This window comes from Candidatus Saccharimonadales bacterium, assembly GCA_035480635.1.
In the GTDB taxonomy this organism is placed as follows: domain Bacteria; phylum Patescibacteriota; class Saccharimonadia; order UBA4664; family DATIHN01; genus DATIHN01.
Genome location: DATIHN010000027.1, coordinates 1 through 17861 on the forward strand (window position 1 = coordinate 1; position 17861 = coordinate 17861).

The 17861-nt window shown below is 49.2% G+C and carries 21 protein-coding genes and 1 other RNA gene; 12 read left to right on the plus strand and 10 right to left on the minus strand.

Going from position 1 to position 17861, the window contains the following annotated elements:
* The 3 genes from VLE72_04555 to VLE72_04565 form a co-directional block, all read right to left on the minus strand.
* Window positions 1-804: diacylglycerol kinase family protein (locus VLE72_04555; GenBank protein ID HSX15139.1), on the minus strand; the 804-nt coding region annotated here is incomplete at its 3' end.
* Complete coding sequence (locus tag VLE72_04560; protein ID HSX15140.1) at window positions 805-1212, minus strand: polymer-forming cytoskeletal protein; 408 nt, start codon at window positions 1210-1212, stop codon at window positions 805-807.
* Window positions 1209-1679 (minus strand): DUF4446 family protein, encoded by a 471-nt coding sequence (locus tag VLE72_04565; GenBank protein ID HSX15141.1) that lies wholly within the window; start codon window positions 1677-1679, stop codon window positions 1209-1211. Before VLE72_04565 ends, VLE72_04560 begins: the two co-directional genes overlap by 4 nt.
* A gap of 71 nt (window positions 1680-1750) precedes the next feature.
* Here VLE72_04565 and VLE72_04570 point away from each other — a divergent pair, with 71 nt between their 5' ends.
* Window positions 1751-2020: a hypothetical protein gene (locus tag VLE72_04570; GenBank protein ID HSX15142.1), complete on the plus strand. Its 270-nt coding sequence runs from the start codon at window positions 1751-1753 to the stop codon at window positions 2018-2020.
* Here VLE72_04570 and VLE72_04575 read toward each other — a convergent pair.
* Complete coding sequence (locus VLE72_04575; GenBank protein HSX15143.1) at window positions 2017-3510, minus strand: YifB family Mg chelatase-like AAA ATPase; 1494 nt, start codon at window positions 3508-3510, stop codon at window positions 2017-2019. The genes VLE72_04570 and VLE72_04575 overlap by 4 nt on opposite strands.
* Window positions 3511-3625: 115 nt before the next feature.
* On the opposite strand from VLE72_04575, the gene VLE72_04580 reads away from it, so the two are divergent.
* Window positions 3626-4405: a helix-turn-helix domain-containing protein gene (locus VLE72_04580; protein ID HSX15144.1), complete on the plus strand. Its 780-nt coding sequence runs from the start codon at window positions 3626-3628 to the stop codon at window positions 4403-4405.
* Between the two features lie 499 nt (window positions 4406-4904).
* Here VLE72_04580 and VLE72_04585 read toward each other — a convergent pair whose 3' ends face one another.
* From VLE72_04585 to VLE72_04600, 4 genes are all read right to left on the minus strand, one after another.
* Window positions 4905-5846 carry a DUF4931 domain-containing protein gene (locus VLE72_04585; GenBank protein ID HSX15145.1) on the minus strand — a complete coding sequence of 314 codons (942 nt, stop codon included), beginning with the start codon at window positions 5844-5846 and terminating at the stop codon, window positions 4905-4907.
* A gap of 40 nt (window positions 5847-5886) precedes the next feature.
* The gene (locus VLE72_04590) at window positions 5887-6405 is read right to left on the minus strand and encodes a hypothetical protein (protein ID HSX15146.1); all 519 of its coding nucleotides are present in this window, start codon (window positions 6403-6405) and stop codon (window positions 5887-5889) included.
* Window positions 6402-7139 carry a glycosyltransferase family 2 protein gene (locus VLE72_04595; protein ID HSX15147.1) on the minus strand — a complete coding sequence of 246 codons (738 nt, stop codon included), beginning with the start codon at window positions 7137-7139 and terminating at the stop codon, window positions 6402-6404. The genes VLE72_04590 and VLE72_04595 overlap by 4 nt, the downstream gene beginning before the upstream one ends.
* A gap of 73 nt (window positions 7140-7212) precedes the next feature.
* The gene (locus tag VLE72_04600; protein ID HSX15148.1) at window positions 7213-7362 is read right to left on the minus strand and encodes a hypothetical protein; all 150 of its coding nucleotides are present in this window, start codon (window positions 7360-7362) and stop codon (window positions 7213-7215) included.
* A gap of 154 nt (window positions 7363-7516) precedes the next feature.
* On the opposite strand from VLE72_04600, the gene VLE72_04605 reads away from it, so the two are divergent.
* The 9 genes from VLE72_04605 (at window position 7517) to VLE72_04645 (ending at window position 14153) form a co-directional block, all read left to right on the plus strand.
* Window positions 7517-8533: a beta-galactosidase gene (locus VLE72_04605; protein ID HSX15149.1), complete on the plus strand. Its 1017-nt coding sequence runs from the start codon at window positions 7517-7519 to the stop codon at window positions 8531-8533.
* A 99-nt stretch (window positions 8534-8632) separates the two neighbouring features.
* Window positions 8633-8896 carry a hypothetical protein gene (locus tag VLE72_04610; GenBank protein HSX15150.1) on the plus strand — a complete coding sequence of 88 codons (264 nt, stop codon included), beginning with the start codon at window positions 8633-8635 and terminating at the stop codon, window positions 8894-8896.
* Between the two features lie 180 nt (window positions 8897-9076).
* Window positions 9077-9453, plus strand: a transfer-messenger RNA (tmRNA) gene (gene ssrA / locus VLE72_04615).
* Between the two features lie 152 nt (window positions 9454-9605).
* Window positions 9606-9896 carry a hypothetical protein gene (locus VLE72_04620; GenBank protein HSX15151.1) on the plus strand — a complete coding sequence of 97 codons (291 nt, stop codon included), beginning with the start codon at window positions 9606-9608 and terminating at the stop codon, window positions 9894-9896.
* A gap of 67 nt (window positions 9897-9963) precedes the next feature.
* On the plus strand, window positions 9964-10515 hold the full coding sequence (locus VLE72_04625) for a hypothetical protein (protein HSX15152.1): 552 nt from the start codon (window positions 9964-9966) through the stop codon (window positions 10513-10515).
* A complete protein-coding gene (locus tag VLE72_04630; GenBank protein HSX15153.1) occupies window positions 10508-11080 on the plus strand; it encodes a DNA-3-methyladenine glycosylase I in 573 nt (190 codons plus the stop codon). The genes VLE72_04625 and VLE72_04630 overlap by 8 nt, the downstream gene beginning before the upstream one ends.
* Window positions 11081-11111: 31 nt before the next feature.
* Window positions 11112-12080, plus strand: coding sequence for an LCP family protein (locus VLE72_04635; protein HSX15154.1), 969 nt, complete (start codon window positions 11112-11114; stop codon window positions 12078-12080).
* Window positions 12081-12232: 152 nt separating this feature from the next.
* Window positions 12233-12637 carry a cupin domain-containing protein gene (locus VLE72_04640; GenBank protein HSX15155.1) on the plus strand — a complete coding sequence of 135 codons (405 nt, stop codon included), beginning with the start codon at window positions 12233-12235 and terminating at the stop codon, window positions 12635-12637.
* A 118-nt stretch (window positions 12638-12755) separates the two neighbouring features.
* Entirely contained in the window at window positions 12756-14153 is a 1398-nt protein-coding gene (locus VLE72_04645; GenBank protein ID HSX15156.1) for a L,D-transpeptidase family protein, read from the plus strand.
* A 251-nt stretch (window positions 14154-14404) separates the two neighbouring features.
* Here VLE72_04645 and smpB read toward each other — a convergent pair whose 3' ends face one another.
* Window positions 14405-14857 carry an SsrA-binding protein SmpB gene (gene smpB, locus VLE72_04650; protein ID HSX15157.1) on the minus strand — a complete coding sequence of 151 codons (453 nt, stop codon included), beginning with the start codon at window positions 14855-14857 and terminating at the stop codon, window positions 14405-14407.
* A gap of 69 nt (window positions 14858-14926) precedes the next feature.
* On the opposite strand from smpB, the gene argS reads away from it, so the two are divergent.
* Window positions 14927-16555, plus strand: a complete 1629-nt coding sequence (gene argS, locus VLE72_04655) for an arginine--tRNA ligase (protein HSX15158.1) — start codon at window positions 14927-14929, stop codon at window positions 16553-16555.
* Here argS and VLE72_04660 read toward each other — a convergent pair.
* Window positions 16556-17861 (minus strand): hypothetical protein (locus tag VLE72_04660; GenBank protein ID HSX15159.1); only part of this gene is annotated, 1306 nt, incomplete at its 5' end.

Below are 17861 nucleotides of genomic sequence, written 5' to 3' on the forward strand. Positions count from 1 at the left end.
GATGGCAATGGGTGTCCGGCCGGCCACTTTGCCATCGATCATGATGCTGGCTCCGGGTTTGGCATCGATGGTTAGTTTGGTGCCATAAACCCTGGTAGTGGCATGATCTTCGTGGACCATTTGGCCGCGGAAGCGAGCAACAAGATAGGAGCTGAGTTGGCGAGGGCTGGGTTTTTCGGCAATATTTACAACCATGCGGTTTTCGAGCAAAGGGTTTTGAAACTTCTGATTGGAAACAATCAAGCTAAAGACGGTGCAGTCGATTTCTAGATTGTCCAGCTCCAGGTGGCACTCTAGTGTCGGATGGCTTCTGGCTTGGCCCCAACTTTTGGATAAATGCTTCAGCCTCGAAGACAGGCGACTATCGGGCGAATCAACGGTTTTATCCAGCTCAGTTTCAAATCCCAAACTTAAGCTTGAAAGGAAGTAATTTTTGCCGGCAGCCATCAGGTTATAAGTCGAAATTCGACGAGAAGCTAGAACGGTGCAAGCCTGCTGCCAGCTATTAATGCCGAAATGTTTGGCTAAGGTATTACTGGTGCCCAGCGGAATGATGCCGACAGCCACACTTTCTTGAGTAATTCCGTTGATAATTTCGTTGACGGTCCCATCACCACCGACAGCCACGATAGTGGTATAACCCTTCTCGATGGCGGCGCTGGCCATTTTGGTAGCATCACCGGGCCCAGTCGTTTTGGCAAATTCGCCCCCAATACCAAGAGCACCAAGGCGTTCACGCAGTTTCTGCTGCAGCGAATTAATCGAACTCTTACCGGCGGCTGGGTTGATGATGTAGTAATACATTTAGTCTGCTTCCGGCTCGGGCGCAGCATCTGGTGAATCGGCTGGCGGCTGGAGTTCTGATGGGGTAGAGGTCATGATGCTGGTACCAATAAAAACTCCACCGGTGCTGATCGCAATGCTACCGGATGCTATATTGCCATTAACTCGACCAGTTTCTTGAATACTAACGTGATTGGCGGCTTTGACGTCACCTTCAATTTGACCAGCTACGGTAACGTCGCGACCGATCAAATTACCTTTGATATTGGCATTTACACCAACCGAGAGTGACCCCTTAGTTTTGATATTTCCGGATATAGTGCCATCTACGATAATATCGTGTTCGCTGGTTAAATTACCTTTGACTGAAACTCCCGAACCAATAATTGTTTCGTTGCCAACAATACCTACGATTGATTCTTTTCTCATTCTACCTCCTGAGCAGGGGTGCGCTTGGTGGCTTGGACCAAGGCTTTTTGCTCCTCGCTCGATAAGTTGTATTTGCTTTTGCCGAAATCGATTGGCTTAGCGTAAACCCTGGTGCCAGTCCGGCCGTGGATGCTGGTTAGGACGTAACCTGAGTCATGTCCGTCTAATACGGCCAGGGCGAAACTTTGGTCTCCACCAGTGTCACCAAAAGGATTAAAGCGCACAATTGATATCTTTTGTGATGCTAAGGCCGCCTTTTCTTGGAGCTCCTGATTCAATTTGACCAGCTTAGCCAGTTCCTGACCTACTTCAACCACCCGCTGGTTGTATTCTCGAAGGAGGGATTCTAAATCTTGGCCCTCATGGAGCATAGCGGCATTGAAACGTCTAGTTAGTCGCCAGGTGAGCCAAACAGCAAGCACTGACATGACCAATCCTATCCCAGCGATGATGGTAGCTAGTGTCATTGTAGTACTAGTATAGGTAAGAAAGTTCTAAGCTGGCAAGAATAAGGGTGGCCTGTTACGATAATAATGAAATGGCCAAACGAAAAAAATCCCAACGTAAGCGCAATTTTGCCTATTCCCAAGGGCAAAAACCTCGAAGTAATGTTACCGAGGAGACGATCGGGACTGCGGGCGGGGAGCAGCCGGTAATTAAAACAAAGCCAGAATCGGGCCTAGATCTGAGCTTTGTTCTTAACGATTTAAAGTTAAGTGGAATCTTGGCTGCATCATGCATAGTCTTGGAACTAGCACTGTGGTTGCTTTTACAACACAGCGGACTCGGCCACAATTTATTTGGCTAGACTTTTGATCGATATTGCAAAGCTTCTGCCAGGTGAGTGGTCTTAATATCGGCTGCACCGTCCATATCGGCTATGGTCCGGGCGACTTTCAGGCAGCGCATGTAGCCTCTGGCTGATAAGCCCAACCGAACCATGGCCTGCTTGGCTAGACTCATCGAAGCATCATCTAATTGGCAGTACTTTTTGATGTCATTTGGGTTCATCTGAGCATTTAATTTAGCAGGTTGTTTAGAAAAGCGTTTGTGCTGAACTATCCGGGCCGAGCGGACTCTCGCGGCAACGACCTGGCTTGATTCGCTGGACTGAGATTTGAGCAACTGATCTTGTTTGACCGGTGCCACTACCACCAACAAATCGATTCTATCCAGCAGTGGACCAGATACTTTCTTGGTATAGCGGGCAATTTGGGACAGGCTGCAGCTACATTGATGCAGGCTATCGCCGGCGTAACCGCAGGGGCAGGGGTTTTGGGTCGCTACCAACATAAATTCGGCCGGGAACTGCAAGCTGCCGGCGGCTCTTGCTACCGTGACGCGGCCATCTTCCAAAGGTTGACGCAGTACTTCTAGGACATTGCGTGGAAACTCCGGTAGCTCATCCAGAAACAGAACGCCCCGATGACTCAAACTAATTTCGCCTGGACGGGGGAATTTACCGCCACCAATGATAGCCACGTCGCTAGCGGTATGGTGGGGAGAGCGAAACGGTCGCTCGACGACTGGTCCAGAATGGCCCGTCAGGCTATGAATTTTGGTAACTTCAACCATCTCGTCGTATTCAAGTGGTGGCAGAATACCAATTAAAGCTTTGGCCAGGAGTGTCTTGCCAGCCCCGGGCGGTCCGGAAAGAATCAAATTATGGCCGCCGCTGGCGGCAATCTCGAGGGCTCGTTTAGCTTGTTCTTGACCATAAATATCAGCCAGATCAACTTGGCTGATGGTTGGTCGCGCCGCCGTAAGTTTTGGAGTTAGGGTAGTAATAGGAGACTCGTTAGTCAAATGCCGATAGAGCTGAGTTAGGGTTTCAACCGGATAAACCGTGACATCTCTAGCTAGAGCGGCTTCTCTAGCACAGTCTTTGGGAATAAAGATCTCGCTAAAGCCCCTGGCTTTTGCGAGCAGAGCAGCCGCCAGGACACCAGGCACTGTCCTCACACTGCCATCTAGAGACAATTCGCCGATGAATAGGGCGTTGGTTGGCTCTTCGATCTGACCGCTAGCGACTAAAATAGCCACCGCAATACCCAAATCGTAGGCGGTACCGTCTTTAGGCAAATCCGCCGGCGCCAAATTTAAGGTAATCCGTTTCGGTGGCAGCACCAAGCCACTATTTTTGATGGCACTGCGAATGCGCTCACGAGATTCTTCGACGGCTTTATCGCCTAGCCCGACTACACACATACCGGGTAAACCATTCGAGAGATCACATTCTATTTCGACTGACGTAGATTCGATGCCAATATTGGCTGGGGCAGAGACTTTAGCTAACATAATTCCTCCTAATACTTGGATAATACCGAACATAAACCAAACATTGCAACCATAAGCTTTTGTAATCTTGTTATTAATTATTGACAACTATCTAAGTTTTTGCTATGGTGAAGCCGTGAACGACGAATTAATTTCTAGTATCGAAGACTTAGGTTTGAGCCAAAAAGAGGCCAGAGTCTATTTGGCTAATTTGATGTTGGGCCCAGCTACGGTCCAAAAAATTGCCGATCAATCCGGTATCAAACGAGTTACGACCTATGTCATCCTCGAATCACTCAATAACTTGGGTTTGGTCAGCCAAAGTTCTAGGGGTAAAAAGACCTTCTTTGTGGCCGAAGAACCGAAATCACTCCAACGTTTGCTGCAAAAAAAAGAGGAGGCGATTAAAGAGCAAAAAAGCCACTTCCAGGCCATTTTGCCGGATCTGGACCGCCTTATTAATATGCCAGTGGAGTCGCCTAATGTGCGCTTTTATGATACGGCCGAGGGGATTAAAACCATCATGGCTAGCTTCCTCGAATCCAATAGGGAGGTCGGCACCCTTTATGGCATAAGCAACTTGGATCAAATTTATGCCTTTTTCCCAGAATTTCGACCAACCCTAGCCAATCCCCATCGCCAAGCCGCCGGTATTCATAGCAAGTTTATTTACACCTCGCAAGAGGGCCCGATCCTAAAGGCTACGGACAAGGAGAGTAATCGGGAATCGCGTTATGTGCCATCGAATGCTTATCCGTTGAACGGCGATATAACCATTGTCGGTGATCATATCGTTATGCTATCCCTCAGCGGCAATAAACCGATCGGGATCACCATCCAGAGCCAAGAGCTTGCTAAGGCCCTTAAAGCTATCTTTGATCTAGCTTGGCTAAGTGCTGCAAAATACAATCAATAGGCTATGTTGAGACCGAGAATTATATTTTTAGCTAATTGACTTTCGCGGCAATATGGGTTAACATTTTGCTGCGCTCGGTACCCGCTGAGTGCGCTCTCAACCGGAAAACTAGATAGGGGTGAACATGGGCCAGTCCCAGAACATCGCGTGATGTTCTCGACGACCCGTCCGCCTCGCGTGTTCCGCTAAAGGAAGCGCCAGGCGGGTCGGGCAGACGAACGGCGGAGTTGCAGCTTGGGTCGCCCGACCCGCCAGCTGCAATCCGTACGAGGCGCGCCAACGCGTGGCGCACCGGAGGGAAGTGTGGTCGGGTTCGAGGCCCCCAGCTGGGTCAGACCAACCTGGACCCGACCCGACCCACTCCTTCCTCCTCATCCTCACTTCGGATCGTTCTGGTCCCAGCCAAACCCTCCGGAGTCAACCAAACAGTGCGGATCCAGCAGCAATGCTGGGTCCGCCCACAACTTTAATCTAGCTGATACCGCCGTGAGGCGGATTTTTATTTGATCTTACCTTTGTACCAAAGGGTAGCGTACTCTGGATTAACTGGGTTAAGAATAACTTCGGTACTCAGCTCCAAACCAGCCCAAACGTTTGGACGAGGTTCTAGTTTTAGGACAAAATGATGATCGTGGTTAGATAAAGAGTTTTGCAAGAAAAAATTATAACTTATTTTAATGCTATCGAGTTTCAATGTTAGATTTTTTAAAATTATTGCAATAGAGCTTAGTTCAGCTGCACTCAAGTCGGTAAAATTACCAATGTGTCGTTTGGGCAAAATCCATGCCTCGAAGGGGAAACGACTGGCATAGGGTGCGACGGCGCAGACCGATTTGTCTTCATAAATCACTCTTACAGATTGTTTTACCTCCCAATTTAGCAGGTCACAGTAAGCGCAGCTGGCAAACTGATCAAAGTATTGATCGGCGGCCTCGGCTTCAACTTCCAGGGCTGGGGGAATCAGCGGCAGGGCCATGACCTGGGAATGCGCATGGGCGATGCTGGCGCCAGCCTCGGGTCCATCATTCTTGAAGACGCTAACGTAGCGGATCCGAGGGAGCTGGCTGAGCTTTTTGATGCGGTCACCATAAGCCTTAAAAACCCTTAAGATCTGATCATGGCTTAATTCCGAAAACTCGAGGTTGTGTTCCGGTGTTTCGACAATGATTTCTTGCTGGCCGTAGGCCGCCGGATTATCAAGCGTCAGAGCCGGAAAGGCGTTTGGAATAACTTTAACAGCCCATTTGCCACCCTCACCCTTGATTTCGGCAATGGCCGGGTCGCGTTCGATCATGGGGCTGGTGGGAGTTTCGAGTTTGTGCCCGTTGGAGGCACTGGCGAAGCTATCTGGGCGCAGGTTACGCTTTGGTGCAATAACCACGTACTGGTTCATAAAGTAATGTCGGCGGATCTCTGATTTGGGCGTAATAGGCGCTTTCATAGCTCAAAGCGTAACAAGAATGCGGTTAATTTCAAAGCAACTAGCGATAACGCCGGTAAATTTGATGCTTGAAGACGATTATGTAATTGATCGTAAGGATTCCTGCAATCCCTAATCCTAGAATCCAGACCTGATAGGGGCTCAAAATGCCCATAATGAGGTACAGGCTCCAGATGGCTAGCAGAATGCCTTGTTCGAGCCTGATTTTATAGTGATACAGCCCGTTCATCGAGGGTGATAGCTGGTGCTTAACTAAATCACTGTGAAACAAAATGCCGGCCAGGAAAACGCCCGATAACGCTGCGCTGTTGTAGAGCAAATTGGTACTAGTCAGCCACAAGCTGGCGCTAAAGATGCCACCGGCCGCCATCCACAACCAAGGTAGTTTGGCGTCTGCATCGACTTGGCGTAAAGCAAACCAGACGGCATAAATAGCATGGCTAATGAGCATAAGATTGATAATGGCGGCTTCTTTGGCCAAAACCGTATCTGGCCAGGTCAGCACCCAAACGCCCACAAAGATGACCCAACCAATGAAGGCGGCCAAACCTCGATTCATGATTCGCTCCGCTTAGCTTTTTGGGCGGAAGAATGCGACATGCCAGTTTTTATCCAACGTTGCAAGTAAGAAATCTGATCGCTCTTGAGCCGGCGCATCGACATGGTGGCTTGCAAGTTTGGGTCGTATTTAATGGTGCCACCAGCTTGGCTGACGTGTACGGCCAGATCAGTGTCTTCATGCATTTTGGATTCATCCAGGCAAACTTGATCTTTAATCTTGAGCCAAAACGGGCGCCTAATAGCCATATTTGAGCCAAACAAAGCCTCGTGCCCCAGTAAAACCTTGGTGCCCTTGAAGTAACCAACGACGTGAGCCTGCTTTAAAACCGGCTCGATTTGGGTCCATTTTTTGGGCAGATCATGGAAGCCAACCGGCCCGGTCAGGGCCGCTAGGTCGGTGTCGGTGGCAAAGGTCGCGGCGATGTGAGCTAACCAGGTCTTGGACAAGTGGCTATCGGCATCGCAACGGGCAATGATGTCGCCCCGAGCAGCATTGAAACCAGCATTACGGGCATAAACGATGCCTTGTTTTGGTTCTTTGATAACTTTAACCAGAGGATAACCGGATGCAATTGCCCCCGTTTGATCCCGGCTATTATTATCAACCACGATTATTTCGAGCGGCTTGAGCTCTTGTTCGGACAGCGATTCAAGACATTGGCCGATAAAGTCTTGCTCGTTGTAGGCTGGAATAACGACGCTAATTGTGGGCAGCGACTTTGAACTAGTCATCAAGCCTAGTCTAGCATGCGACTATCCAAAAAACCCGCCGATTCAGGCGGGTAAATGGTTTTTGCCACCCAACTTACTCCTCTGGCTTCTTCTCCGGGTCTTCATCGTCCGATTCGCTCAAGGTTTCCATAAAGCCCTCATCGGGGTCCGGGCTAGCCGCAGGCATCTCGGTCTGCGAAAGCTCCCCAAAGGTTAATTCGTCTGACTTAATCTCGTCTGCCATGGCAGCACCTCCTTTACGTTTATAAGTTCATGCTACGGTAAGCGGACCAAACAGCCTATGACGCAGGCTCCAAAAAATTCGGCCTAGGCTTAAGTTTTTTTGGCAGGCCGCCAGCTCTCATTAGGACTGCTCGGGCTTATGTCATAATGGTTGCATGAACCAAAAGCGCTTTTGGCTGATCGCCGCCGCTAGCTTTATTCTAGCCACTGCCATTATGGGCTGGCTGGCCTGGACCTATCGCAGTTTTGAATTAGCTCACGCAGGTGAGGCTGATCGCCCCGGCGTCAGTTTTTCGATCGCCTACTCTCAAGAATTGGGTTTGAACTGGCAGCAAACTTACTTGGCGCTGCTAAACGATTTGCATATTAAACGGTTTCGACTGATGAGCTATTGGGAGGAGATCGAACCTACTCCTGGTCAATATGACTTTTCAGCTCTTGATTTTGAAATGGATCAGGCCAACAAAAGTGGGGCCAAGGTCAGCCTAGCCATTGGCCTAAGGCAGCCCAGATGGCCCGAATGCCATCAGCCAGCCTGGGTGGCTAACTTGAGCCCTCTGCAGCAGCAAGAGCGCTTACAAGCCGTTATGACGGCTGTAGTCGAACGCTACCGCGATAACCCAGCTCTAGAAAACTATCAGCTCGAAAATGAGGCCTTGAATACCGTTTTTGGCAGTTGCAGTAACTTTGATCGTCGCCGACTGGTCTCGGAATTCAACTTGGTCAAAAGCTTGGACCCCAACCATCCGATTATTGTTAGTGTTAGCAATGAGTATGGTTTGCCGGTCGGGCAACCGAGAGGGGATGAGGTTGGTTTCTCAGTTTACCGCCGAGTTTTTGATGCCACAATTACTAAGCATTACGTCAGCTACCCGTTCCCGCCATGGTGGTTTGGCTTGAAGGCCGCTCTAATCGAAAAGCTCCTGCATCGAACCTCCATGATTCATGAACTCCAAGCTGAACCCTGGGGTCCAAAGCCGACGGCCGAGATGAGTATTCAAGAGCAAGATCGCAGCATGGATGCCAATCGCTTAAAGGCCAGCGTTAAATACGCCCAAGCTACCAAGATCAAAGAATACTACCTGTGGGGTGGGGAGTGGTGGTATTGGCGGATGGTTAAATTTAACGATCCATCACTCTGGGATGCCGCTCGGACCGTCTACAAGTATTGACAGATTAGATTCATAGTAGTATAATTATGGGCATCTCTGGCGAATAAGTAATTAGTTCACCAGATCGCACCGCAACATCCGTTCGAAAAAGGAGGGGCCATGCCACAGGTTATGGAAGCCCAAGGCCGCCTAGTCCACCAAGACACCATGAAGTGGCGCCCGCAGCCGGGGCAGATCTTCACCGCTTTCATCGTGACGGTGATGGCGATCTTCTTCGTTTACAGCTGCGTCGAGGTCTACGACGGCATCAGTGTTATGATGTCGGAGAAACCTCCCAGCTGCGCTCAGCAAGCGGCTCAGGATCACCCGCACGACCCCGCTGCGGCGTACACCGCAGTAAGGAGTTGCTACTTACAGCATTGACGTGATTCGCGGTCGTCCACGATCTAGCTCTCACCGAGCACCGTCCCGCACCTTTTGTTCACTCAAAAGGTGCGGGACAACCCCAATGCTTTATAAAGACTTCAGATTTTGCTAAGATAATAATCCTCATAACGCACAATTAAACCAAGTCGAAGGCTGTTTGATTGTGCGAGAGGACGAGGGGCTGATTAGCTTCGACGTTGGTACATTCACAGGTTACTTGGCAGACCGCGGGGACGCGTAAATCCAAACCCAATAAACGTGAAATCGTTTGTTGCGCGAGCCAAGAGCGCTTTTAGCGTTCCTACACTCGCACCAGTTCTAGCTTAATCGCTTGAACCATCGGCACCTGATGTCAGATGGGGGTTCGCCGGTGTCAAATTATCTGACTGCTTTACAGCTTTGCCTGGTGCTGTAATTAAGACAACAGGCTGCTGCTCTGACTCATTTCGTTCACTTCGAGAGTTGGGGAGTAAGCACTTTAAAGTGAACTAAGTCTGTAGATGAGTAACTGCGTGAGCCAGCGGACGAGGGTGCAAATCCCTCCAGCTCCACCAAGAGTAGGTCAGAGAAATCTGGCCTTTTCTTGTTAGAAATCGGGTTTTTTGGGGTTATAATCAAAGCATCTTCGCCGAACATCGGAGCCCTTATGAGCATCTGCCTTCCCAGTTGCCCAACTTGCGGAAAGGTTAAAGTCAGGGTCAGCGGTATGGCTGCGCGCGTCTGCACTGAAACTGAAGAGTGCAGCTATAGCTTCAACTGTCCCAAGTGCCGCGTGAATTGCGCGAAGCAGTGCACCCAGAAATTTCTAAAGGAATTAGTCGATCACGGTGCCCACCTGGAAGTCTGGCATCTGCCGGCCGAGCTCGAAGAGCCCCACCACGGGGATCCCATCTCGCCCGACGACCTCCTCGACTTCCACTTTCTGCTCGATTCTCCCGACTGGCACCAGAATCTCAACCGCGAGGTGCAAGATTCCGTCGACAGAAGTTCCGACTAAGTATCGGCGAAGAAACGACCTAACATGGATGTTGGGTCGTTTTCGCTTTCAAGGTTAAAATAAGTTTATGAATTACGAATCAATTCGTCAGCAATATAAACCCGATCAAATCAAGTGGCTGTTGATTGCAGAATCGCCGCCACCGGGGGCGGGGGCCAAGGGTAGCCGACATTTTTACCGAACCGACAAAATGCGGCTGGACGATCGCCTGTTCTTGAACACCATCCGCGCGCTGTATCCAAAAGAGGTCGAAGGAAGACCTGAGACTGATCTGGAACTGAATAAAGAAAAGTGGCTACGACGGTTGCAGGAAGCGGGGGTATACATGATCGAGGCACTGGAGGAAAGCCAACCTCATGGCGTTAAAAAACCCCAGCGGCAGGCCAAAATCCAAGCGGCCCTACCTAGGTTAATCGAGCGGGTCGGGGAATTGGCTGATCCGGATACCAAACTGCTATTGATCAAATCGAACCCCTATGAAGTGGCAGCCGAACCGTTGCGCCAAGCCGGTTTTAAGGTGTTGAACGAGGCCTTGATTGACTATCCGGGGCAATTCAATCAGGCCGCCTATAAGCAAAAGCTGGGTGATACCATGCGCCAGGCGGGGTGGCGTGATTAAAGAACGCTGCAGTTGGGTTGGCTCTAACCCGTTAATGATCGCATACCACGATTCCGAGTGGGGCACACCCAACCACAATGATCAAAAGCTTTTTGAATTCATGGTACTCGATGCCATGCAGGCCGGTTTGAGCTGGCAGATCGTCTTGAACAAGCGGGCCGGCTTCGAGAAAGCCTTGAACGGCTTTGATATTAAGCAGGTTGCTAGGCTGACTGAGGCTGACGTTGAGCGGTTAATGAATGACCTGAGCATTATTCGCAATCGGGCCAAGCTTAAAGCCACTATCACCAACGCTCAGAAGGTCCTGGAGATTCAAAAGGAATTTGGCTCACTTGATAAGTACTTGTGGGGCTTTGTGGGCGGGGAAACAATTACCAATAGCCCCAAGCACGATTCACACATTGCTGCTACCAGTCCAAAGGGCGATGCCATGAGCAAAGATCTGGTCATACGTGGCTTCAAGTTCGTTGGCCCAACTATTTGCCACGCCTTCATGCAGGGAGCGGGGATGGTTAATGATCATTTGGTGAGTTGTTTTCGCTACCGAGAACTGGTAGCAGCTTAAAAATACAGCTTTGTAAGTTATAATAACTCCAGTGAAAGAAGTAATGATTGACGGCGTACCAGAAGGGGAGCCGCGCAGCTTTGGATCAAAGCTGAAGCGGTTTTTCCTGATTTTTGGCCTGGTGCTGCTAGGACTTTTAATCGCCGGCGGCATATTCGTCTGGTATAACCTGGCTAAGCTCAGTTTGAACCCGCTGGATTTTGGGGCGCTAGCCCAAACCGACGGCCACACCAACGTCCTGATCCTAGGAGTTGGTGATCCCGGGCATGCTGGCCAAACCTTAAGCGATACCATGATGGTGGTCAGCATCGACCACACCAATAAGCACGTCACCATGATTAGCCTGCCCCGAGATTTGCGAGTGCCGATTCCAGGTCATGGCAGTGCCAAAATCAATGACGCCAACGCCTTTGGAGGTCCAACCCTGGCCGAGCAAACTGTGGCTAACGTCTTAGGTATTCCGATCCATTACTACATCGAAACTGACTTTACCGGCTTAAAACAGGCTGTTGATGACGTTGGTGGGCTAGATATCACCGTCACAGAGCGCCTCTACGACCCAGAATACCCTTGTCCGGGTGATCGAGGAGTCTGCGGAGTTGATATCAAACCAGGCAACTACCACATGAATGGCGACATGGTGCTCCAGTACACTCGTTGTCGAAAGGGGACCTGTGGCAATGATTTTGGCCGAGCCGCTCGCCAGCAAGAAGTTATTCAAAAGCTGCAAGATAAGATTGCTCACCCCGGTATTTATCTGAATCTCAAAACCGATGCTGCACTGCTAACGACGCTGCGCACTTATGCCAAAACTGATTTAAGTGCCAATGATCTGGTGGGCGTCGGTTTAGCCATGCATCGGGCCACTAATACTACCAAGTTTGTCTTTAGTACTTCTCCGGGTGGCTTCCTAACCAATGGTGGTGGATCAGACCTGGCTCCAATCGGTGGTAACTTCAGTCCGATCCAGCATTACGTTCAGACTTTGATAGCCCAATAGTTATCATTAACATTATCGTTCTTACTCTATCAGGATAGAATTTGTTAAAAAAGTCATAAATCTCGCAGCAAAACCATTTAGACAAATTGCCATATCGTAGAGCCAGTTTTGGCCTTACAATATGATTAGATTACAAGAAAGGAGCAAAGACGATGCTTGGATGGGTAGATGATATCGAAAAACTTACTAAGGACAATACTAATTTCCGAACCGAGGTTTGGACTGGTCAATATTCACAGCTCACGGTCATGACAATTGAGGTTGGGGGTGAAATTGGTAACGAGGTTCATCCGGAAATTGATCAGTTTCTCCGCCTGGAGGCAGGTAAGGCCAAGGTTCAGTTTGGCAAAACCAAGGATCAAGTTGACGAAGAGCATGAGGTCGAAGACGATTGGGCCATTATCATTCCGGCCGGAACTTGGCATAATGTCGTAAACACTGGCGATAAGCCGTTGAAGCTGTACTCGATCTATTCGCCGCCCAACCACCCCAAGGGAACGGTCCATGTGACCAAAGCCGAGGCTGATGCGGCCGAGGCGGTTGAGCACGGTAACTAAGCTAAGCAAGGCCGATAATTACTTAAAAGGCCCAATCGCGCCTTTTAAGATGCTTGAATGCGGTTAACGCTTATGCTAATCTTGAGCTAGTTTTTTGATCAATGTCAAAACAAAAAACATGAGCCAATCGAGATTTATTAAGTTCATCACCGTCAGCAGTTTTATCGTTGGGGCTATTTTTATGGCCGCCAATCTATTTTTATCGAGTGCTTACGCCGATCGGGTTCTGCCCGGGATTCATTTGGCTGGAATTGATCTATCAGGGATGAGGGGCTCTCAAGTCAGAGCAGCGGCTAGCCGGGTGGTGGCCGAGCAAAATTCGATCAAGCTTTCGGTTGATAACCAAAACTTCGACATTCACGCTGCGGACGTCGATTTAACCACCGATCCCGTAGCCATCGCTTCTGAGGCCATTAAAACCAACCAAAAACCTTGGCTGCCAATCTTAGGTTTTGTTCAACCACCCAAGCAATTGGGGTTACGCTATCAGGTGGATGGCGAAAAAGTCCAAAACTTACTCCAAACCATTTTACCTAAATTCTCGGTTGCACCAACCGATGCGACCATCACCGTCGATAACGGACGTCCAACCATTCAGCCAGGCGCAAACGGTAAAGCTGTTGACCCTAACCAGGCCCATAGCCTACTAACCGATGCCCTCGGGTTGGGTGCGACCAGTTTACACCTAGATTCAGCGCCTGTCGCACCGGTTCTAACACCCGAAAACCTCCAGCCGATCGTGGCCCAGATCAAACAGCGTATGAAAATGACCATCATCTTAAGTTATCAGGGCAAGAAATTTCAGCCTGATGCGGCTACCATTGGTAGTTGGCTAGGCGCCGCCGAAGGGGATAATGGTCAACCAATCCTAGTAGCAAAACCAGATCAGATCAAAAAGTATTTGGCTAGCGTGTCTAAATCAGTTGATATCAAGCCCAAAGATAAGGTTATTAATACCGTAAACGGATCGGTTCAATCGACCACCGAAGGCACTAATGGCCTGCGTCTCGATCAAGATACCCTGACTACTAGCTTAGCTGGCCGGGTACTGGCCGATCAAAGTCTAAAAACCGAGGTTCCGACCCAAGTTCTGGCCTTCAAAACAATTTATAACCGGACTTATAACTTAGACTTCGGCAAATACATCGAAGTCAATCTATCGATGCAACACCTTTGGGTCTACCAAGACCATCAAGTGGTCATGGATACCCCCATAACCTCCGGCTCAACTGGCACTGGCCACCCAACGGTTCAAGGCCTGTTTGCGGTTTATACTAAAGAGCGCAATCGCTGGCTGGACGGTCGACCGCTAGGCTACAACTACGACGTCTACGTTCAATATTGGATGCCATTCTATGCCGACTACGGGCTTCATGATGCCACGTGGCGCCACAGTTTTGGCGGACCAGACTATTACTATGGTGGCTCACATGGCTGCGTCAATATGCCACCGCCCTCAGCCGCTTGGCTGTATGGCTGGGTCGACGTTGGCACGCCAGTTTGGATCCATGGCTAAGTTAGCTGAGTCGCGCAATTCAGCCGCCGCTGCAAAATAATAAAGAATCTTATTAAACCCCGGCTACTCATTTAGTACTTACGCTTATAAAATACGAACTTTCTTATTGAACTGAAAAAACGGCTTTGGAAGGCCGTTTTTTCAGTGGGAATTGTTGGGTTTTTGTTTTGAGTACTTTTTTTATACAGGTACCTATACACACTTTAGGGCAAGCTGGAACTGCCTGTCAACACTTTTTTAGCAAAAACATTTTAACTTTGTGAACGCTGCTTCAAAGTGCGGTCGAGTTCGCGGCTGCTATCACGTTTTTTAATTGATTGGCGTTTGTCATAGAGCTTCTTACCGCGCCCGATGGCGATTTCTAATTTAACATAGCCACGCTCAACGCCAGCCGCCAGCGGCACGATGCTTAAGCCAGCCTGCTTGCTCGCCACCAACTTATCTAGCTCCTTTTGATGTAAGAGCAATTTACGAGAGCGCAAGGGTTCCTGGGCGATGTGTGTGGCGGTTTGGGGGTAGGGATTAATGCTAGCATTCGTTAAATAGGCTTCACCGGCTTTAATGGCTACAAAGCTGCCTTTCAAACTAAGATGACCGGCCTTGGCGCTTTTGGTCTCCGGCCCAGTTAGAACCAAGCCAGCAATCAGTTTTTCGCTAATGTCATAATCAAAGCGGGCTCGTTTGTTGAGGGCTAGGATCTTCATAGGCCTTATTATAGCCATTTTAGAAGCCAATTGTGCGCCTTTAGAGCCGGCATTGTTATAATAAGGGGAATGAAGCCTGATGAACTCCAAAAATTACTCCAGGGCCTTGCTAAGAGCCTCTACCAGCAAGATATTACCCCGACAGTCAGTCTAGCCGAGTCAGAACATGGCGATTATTCTTCGAACTTGGCCTTTGAGTTGGCTAGGAGCCAAAAAAAACCACCGATTGAAATTGCTGGCGAAATTGCCGGTAACCTGAAACATCCAGCTATTGTGGGCGTGGCTGCGGCTGGTGCCGGGTATTTGAATTTCACTTTTGACCAAGCCCATTGGCTGGGGCAGCTTAGTGCTATTAAGCCGGGTTATGGCCGCTCAAAACTAGGCCAAGGTCAAAAAGTTCAAGTTGAGTTCATTTCGGCTAATCCGACTGGGCCCCTAACTCTCGGGAACGGTCGGGGTGGTTTCTCGGGCGATGTTTTGGCGAATGTTCTGGCCTGGACTGGACATGAAGTCAGCCGTGAATACTACATTAACGACGCTGGTAACCAAATTGAAGCCCTCAAGAATTCTATCTACTTCCAAGTTGCCACTAAACTTGGGTTCGAAACTGACCCAGCGTTAGACCTTTACAAGGGTGAATACATCGAGGAGTTAGCCCGTCCCATCATTGCTGAAATCAAACGTGAGCACCCCAATCTAAAGCAAAAACTTAGTTCAAAACAGATCAAAGAATTAAGCGATCAGAAGTTTAGTGAACATCAGATTCTGAATCAATTGATTGAAAAAATCAAAGCCTCGGTTAAACAAATGGGTATTGAATTCGATGTTTGGTTTTCGGAACAAACTGAACTCCACGATAAGGAGTTGGTCGAACAAATTGCTTCCAAACTGGTCAAATCAGGTCAAACAATTGAAAAAGACGCTAGCCTGTGGCTCAAAGTTGGCGATGAAAGCGACCGCGTCATTCGCAAGTCCGATGGCAGCTATACCTACTTAGCTGGGGATTTGGCTTATCACTATAACAAGTTTGTTGAGCGAGGCTTTACTAAAGTCATCAATTTTTGGGGAGCCGATCACGCTGGTCAAGTTGAGGCCCTGGCTACGGGCCTCGAAAAACTAGGAGTTAAAGGGGAGCTAGAAATAGTCTTATTCCAATTAGTCCGGCTGATTAAGGATGGCAAGGAGTACAAGGTCAGCAAACGAGCCGGTAACTTTATCTCAATCGATGAACTCTTAAAAGAGATACCGGCTGATGTAGCCAGATTTTTCTTCATCCAGCGAGCCTACAACACTCACATGGATTTTGATCTGGATCTGGCTCGCGAGCAATCAAACAAAAATCCCTTTTTCTACATCATGTACGCTTATGTCCGAGCCAGCTCAATCATGCGTAAGGCCAAGCAGCAGGGGGTTAGTGCCACCAGAGTTCGGGAATTAGTCGGAGTAGAAAAGAGCCTAGTCAAACAAATGACTCAATTCCCAGGGTTACTGGAACAAATTTCGGCTGATTTGGCCGTTCATCGCCTGTCTTATTATGGCCATGATTTGGCTAAACTCTTTCACGAATTTTACGAGACCGTGCCGATTCTAGCGGCCAAGACCAACCAAGGCCAGAGATTGGCTTTGGTGCAACATTTCATCTGGATGATGGAAAGTTATTTTGACGTTCTGGGGATCAAACCACGCGCCAAGATGTAACTAATAGCTGATTTTTACTAGCTTCTGATCGGCTAGCACATACATGGTTTTATCAGAACTAGCTCCGGTAGTTTGATAAATAGTGTTGATGCCATTGATCGAAATTTGGCCATTGCTTTGAATGGCCGCGCCATCGAAACTAAACAACCCAATGCGATTGGATTTGGCATCGTTGACTGTAATCGATTTAGCTGCATTAGTTGAAATGATGGCCCGTGGATTCATCAAGTTGCTGGGGAATATCAAATCGGATTTTTGGACTACGCCGGATAGGATACGAGTGAAACCTTTGGCATTACCAACGTAGATATTGCCATCAACAGCCAGCGTTGTGGCATTAGTGAGTACGCTGGGGTCATTTATTGGATAGGCCGCTTTGGCCGAGAAGCCTCCAGCCGTGCGGGTCAATTTATAGATAGCATCGTCAGCCATTATGTAGAGGTTGCCGGCGTAGCTAGCGATGGCTTTGCCTTTGGGCCAGTCGGCCGCACTAGTCTGCTGGCTCAGACTTGAATCGTTTGAATTATAAAACCAAACTGCGGGTTGATCGGTTAAAAGATAGACGCCGTCACCACTAGACGACGGAGTGGCGGCTACAACATGACCCAATTTGGCTGGATGATCGGCTACAATATCGAGCTTGGCCTTAGCGGTATCGTAGCGATAAATCGACGAAGCCGCCGACGGATCAATGAAAATTAGTTGTGAGCCAACTGCTACCATCAGCGATGGTTTGGCATTGCCAAGGGCGCTGAAATCGGCCAGTTGACCGGGGTTAACTTTGGTCAGACCATCAATTTGATCGAGCTGGGCCGAAACTAAATCGCGCAATTTGGTGGCCGAGGCTGGGTCGTCTTCGCTAGCGCGGTGTTTGGCCAAGTAAGCATCGAGCTTGGCGGCCTTGGGACTGGCCAGCACGACGTTTAGCTCATCCAACGAAGCTTGATAATTGGCTTTGGCACCGAGTTTATCGCCAGTTGAGAGCTGATCGGCGGCGTGGGCTTCTTTGCTTAGGGCATCTTGGTATTGTTTGGCGAGAGCCCCTAACGAGCGATCATTACCGCTCCGACTAAGCATAAAAATACCCAAGAATATGACCATAACGACGCCAGCCAAAAACAGCCAGCGTCCCCGGCGGTGGGATAAGACTCGCCGCAGCCAGGCCGCAATAGCTAAACTTGATCGCTTGAGTCCGGGGCTCAAACGATTACGATATGTTTGCTTGACCCAGCCCAAATATCGCCCAAGTTGTCTCCCAATGGCCGACATGATTGGAGCAGCATTTTCGCGGGCAACGGCGGCCATG

What these genes read in the sequence shown, in the direction of transcription:
- VLE72_04560 (HSX15140.1), bottom strand. Translation starts at nt 1,212, where the DNA reads ATGAGAAAAGAATCAATCGTAGGTATTGTTGGCAACGAAACAATTATT.
- VLE72_04565 (HSX15141.1), bottom strand. Translation starts at nt 1,679, where the DNA reads ATGACACTAGCTACCATCATCGCTGGGATAGGATTGGTCATGTCAGTG.
- VLE72_04570 (HSX15142.1), top strand. Translation starts at nt 1,751, where the DNA reads ATGGCCAAACGAAAAAAATCCCAACGTAAGCGCAATTTTGCCTATTCC.
- VLE72_04575 (HSX15143.1), bottom strand. Translation starts at nt 3,510, where the DNA reads ATGTTAGCTAAAGTCTCTGCCCCAGCCAATATTGGCATCGAATCTACG.
- VLE72_04585 (HSX15145.1), bottom strand. Translation starts at nt 5,846, where the DNA reads ATGAAAGCGCCTATTACGCCCAAATCAGAGATCCGCCGACATTACTTT.
- VLE72_04590 (HSX15146.1), bottom strand. Translation starts at nt 6,405, where the DNA reads ATGAATCGAGGTTTGGCCGCCTTCATTGGTTGGGTCATCTTTGTGGGC.
- VLE72_04595 (HSX15147.1), bottom strand. Translation starts at nt 7,139, where the DNA reads ATGACTAGTTCAAAGTCGCTGCCCACAATTAGCGTCGTTATTCCAGCC.
- VLE72_04600 (HSX15148.1), bottom strand. Translation starts at nt 7,362, where the DNA reads ATGGCAGACGAGATTAAGTCAGACGAATTAACCTTTGGGGAGCTTTCG.
- VLE72_04605 (HSX15149.1), top strand. Translation starts at nt 7,517, where the DNA reads ATGAACCAAAAGCGCTTTTGGCTGATCGCCGCCGCTAGCTTTATTCTA.
- VLE72_04610 (HSX15150.1), top strand. Translation starts at nt 8,633, where the DNA reads ATGCCACAGGTTATGGAAGCCCAAGGCCGCCTAGTCCACCAAGACACC.
- VLE72_04620 (HSX15151.1), top strand. Translation starts at nt 9,606, where the DNA reads ATGGCTGCGCGCGTCTGCACTGAAACTGAAGAGTGCAGCTATAGCTTC.
- VLE72_04625 (HSX15152.1), top strand. Translation starts at nt 9,964, where the DNA reads ATGAATTACGAATCAATTCGTCAGCAATATAAACCCGATCAAATCAAG.
- VLE72_04640 (HSX15155.1), top strand. Translation starts at nt 12,233, where the DNA reads ATGCTTGGATGGGTAGATGATATCGAAAAACTTACTAAGGACAATACT.
- VLE72_04645 (HSX15156.1), top strand. Translation starts at nt 12,756, where the DNA reads ATGAGCCAATCGAGATTTATTAAGTTCATCACCGTCAGCAGTTTTATC.
- smpB (HSX15157.1), bottom strand. Translation starts at nt 14,857, where the DNA reads ATGAAGATCCTAGCCCTCAACAAACGAGCCCGCTTTGATTATGACATT.
- argS (HSX15158.1), top strand. Translation starts at nt 14,927, where the DNA reads ATGAAGCCTGATGAACTCCAAAAATTACTCCAGGGCCTTGCTAAGAGC.